Genomic DNA, 3,144 nt, shown 5'->3' on the forward strand with positions numbered 1-3,144 from the left:
GCGCAAACGACGTTGCGCGGCACCGGACGTTACTCCCAAAGCATTGAGGAAGAGACCGAAATCGCCGATCGAGATATCGCCGAGCGTCGCGGCGTTTCCGATGGAATAGGCAAGTTCGTCGGTGAAGGACGGATCAATGCGGGTCGGCATGATATCGTAGCGCGGCGTGGTTCGAACCCGTCCACCGGCTTCATAAATCAGCCCGAAATTCTTGGCGTGTCCGTCGACATTGCCGATCATGAGATCGAAGAGCGTATTGGCGATGAAGGTGCGTTTCTCCGATGCCGGATCGACGGTCGCGTCCAATATTCTGGCAATACCGGCAGCGTCGAAACGTCGGCCCGGCCGCCCGTTTCTCTCGTATTTCAGAGAGGCAGGAAGACCGAGGGCCTGTGCGAAGTCTTCCTGGTGCACACGAATGATCTTGCCCTCGTCGGAGAGGGCCCTGTCAAATCGCGTGATGACCAGTGCGTCGATACCCCCAAAATTGACGACGGCAGCATCTGTCGTTTCGAAGCGCAATAGACGGGAGAGGCTCAGCGCCTCTGCTTCCAATTTCGGGTCTTCAGGATGGGCCTGGTCCGGAACCTTGAGGATGTGCGTCGTCGGAGCGCCTGATTCCGGCCTCGGCTCGGCGAAATTCCCATCGGGCAAAAGGGTGAGAGCAATTTTGCTCTGGACACCGGCAAGAGGGGAGGGGTCCGCCGTTCCATCGGGCAGCCTTTCGCGCCGGTGAAGGCTGCGGACGATCTCGTTGAGCCTGGCAGGCTCAATTGTGACGTAGTCCCTGGCGTAGTCGCCGGGAACCTTGACCGGCGGAGAGCCTTCCGGCAGCACCGAAAGCGCCCCGCTGCAGTCTTTGCCGAGGTGATAGAGAATGCCGGCGACATCGTCCCGGCTCAGCCCTTCGCGGTCGAGCAATTGGCGCAGAGTGCCGTCGCGTTCCTGCAACAGATTTTCGAAGAAGGGGCGCGTTCTGGCGTCCTCGTAAGCGCCTTCCGTCAGGGGCAACGAGAGCGAAAGCGGATAAGCGGCCCGATTGTCGAGATAGGAGGCCGCATAGGCAAAGGACAGGGCACTGTTCTCATCCTTCGAAAGGCTGGCGATCGGATCGGCAAACCCGTCCAACCGAACATCGAGTTTCATTTCGATCATCGTCCTACCTCTGAACGGCGAATAAAGAGATTCCAGCTGCGCGTGCAACCTTGACGACCTTTTCGAATTCGAGTGTCGCCTTTCCGTTCTCGAGTTCGGAGACAAATCGTCGTCCGACGCCGGCAAGGTCGGCGAATGTCTGTTGGGACAGGCTGCGGCGTTCCCTGGCCTCGCGAACGAGACTGCCAAGATCGACGGATGCAGTGATCGGGACGGGGTTTGCGGAATCGCCGATCGATTTGCTATCGTCGATCCTATCGGGGGTGGGTTGAGTTTTGCTCGTGCTGGCAAGTTTCGGAAGGCTGAGAATTCCCGCGACTGCTTCAGACAGTTTCGGCAATGCCGACAGACGAGTGTCACTGATAGCACGGATCGCGTCCGTCATGCCCGGAGTATTGATCGCTTGGATCGTCTTTGTGGCGTTGCGAATTGCCTCCGACAGACCGGGAACGTTTGCAGGCAACTGAGTGGCTTGCGTGACTGCGCGCTGCAAGGCTTCGAAGTCCTCGCCGATCGGGTCGGGGTCATCTTTATCGTCTTTGTTCATAGATTGTGCTCCCGCTCGGGAACATAGCCCTTACAAAATCAGATTGCAAGAGCAGTTGATCCCGTTCGGGAACCGAATTACGTTGATCCCGAACGGGAACGCCAATCTCCTCGCGAGGCCACTTCCCGGAAAGTGCTCCCGATCGGGAGCAGGCAGTCTATGATCTTGAAGAACAAAAGGCAGGAGCGATCCCACGTCCAAGGTGTGCGCGGACGCTCTTACCGGCGACATCAGTCCGGACGCGTGTCGCCAAGCCCTGCTACGCGCAACGACGAAGGCCGGCAATCTGCCCTCTCGCTCGTCCAGGACCAGGCCAAGGACGAAACATCGACCGGTGAGAGATCCATGGTCACGGCTGGCGAGAATGGCCTGGAGCTTCACCCCCAGGCTCAACCTTGCTCTGACTATCGTTCAGAGGGCAGGGCACTGTCGCCACCCCGACCCAGTGCGTTGCCGAAAAACGCAGACAATGCACGCGACGAGCGGTCATTGGCTCGGCCTCACGCGGTTGAAGGCTGCTGGCTTCCTCGTGAAGGCCAGGAACAGCTGTATGTCAGACCCATCGCCTCGAATTCAGCGGTCAGAGCGCCTCAAGCGGCGGCACTTTTATGGCGCGGCAAGCGCCCGGAAATCTCACGCCATTCATTGCGTTCATCGACCCCTTCCTTACGCTTGCCGAAGAATTGGATGACCATGTTTCCATTCGCATCATAGACCTCCACCGACGTGACGTGACCTTCCTTGGTCGGTTTGCGAACGACCCAGGTCTCGCAGATATGGTCCTGGCGCAGGTGCAGATGGAAGGTCGGATCGAAAATGTTGATCCAGGACCCGGTCGCCTCGACGTTGAATACGGCGCCGGAATGGATCTGGATAATCCCGTCGTTTGCCACGAAACACATGATCGGCAGGGCTGAGGCGGCGCAGGCACGCAGCATTTCGATGGTTGCAGCATTGTCGAGTTTCGACGCGTAGTCCTCGCCCACCGTGCGAATGGCCGTCTGGCGGCTGATCTTGAGGCGCCGTAACATTCCGAAGAATTCATGCGTGTCCGTAAGCTTGGCCCAGCTGTCGCGCAACTCCTGCCTGGCGACGTCGCCATGGTCGTTGGATTCGGCGACAACGGGGGTTGGCACGAATTCCTGTGATTGGTCAGGCAACATCAGTTCGGCGACGATGCGCTGATAGGCGTGGACATTCGAGGCGGTTCGGAGATGGATCTTGTGAACCGCAGTCCCGCTCGCGTCGAAATACTGGAGACTGTAGCGTTCGGCACCAGGATCGCCTTTCGAAACGGCGAAGGCGTGTGCCCAATGCGAGTGAAAAACGCGCAGGTCGATATTCTCACCGAGAACGATCGCGTTACGTTCGCCAATGGTGATGTTCTCGAAGACACCGATCTTCTCGTGCACAGCGCTTTCGTTACGAGAGAGGGCCATCAC

Annotated in this window: 3 protein-coding genes; all 3 read right to left on the minus strand. The window is 58.6% G+C overall.

Translation table 11 applies throughout. From position 1 onward, the window contains the following. Positions 1 to 1,155, minus strand: a 1,155-nt coding sequence (locus AC1D35_RS35270; protein WP_477942566.1) for a HipA domain-containing protein, incomplete at its 3' end; no start/stop codon positions are given. A gap of 4 nt (positions 1,156 to 1,159) precedes the next feature. Next, positions 1,160 to 1,702, minus strand: a complete 543-nt coding sequence (locus tag AC1D35_RS35275) for a helix-turn-helix transcriptional regulator (RefSeq protein ID WP_477942568.1) — start codon at positions 1,700 to 1,702, stop codon at positions 1,160 to 1,162. A gap of 590 nt (positions 1,703 to 2,292) precedes the next feature. After that, positions 2,293 to 3,144, minus strand: an 852-nt coding sequence (locus AC1D35_RS35280) for a hemin-degrading factor (protein WP_477942570.1), incomplete at its 5' end; no start/stop codon positions are given.

The sequence above is a fragment of the Rhizobium sp. P1_E6 genome (genome assembly GCF_056405875.1).

Coding starts and splice junctions, on each gene's coding strand:
- AC1D35_RS35275 (WP_477942568.1), bottom strand. CDS start 1,702: ATGAACAAAGACGATAAAGATGACCCCGACCCGATCGGCGAGGACTTC.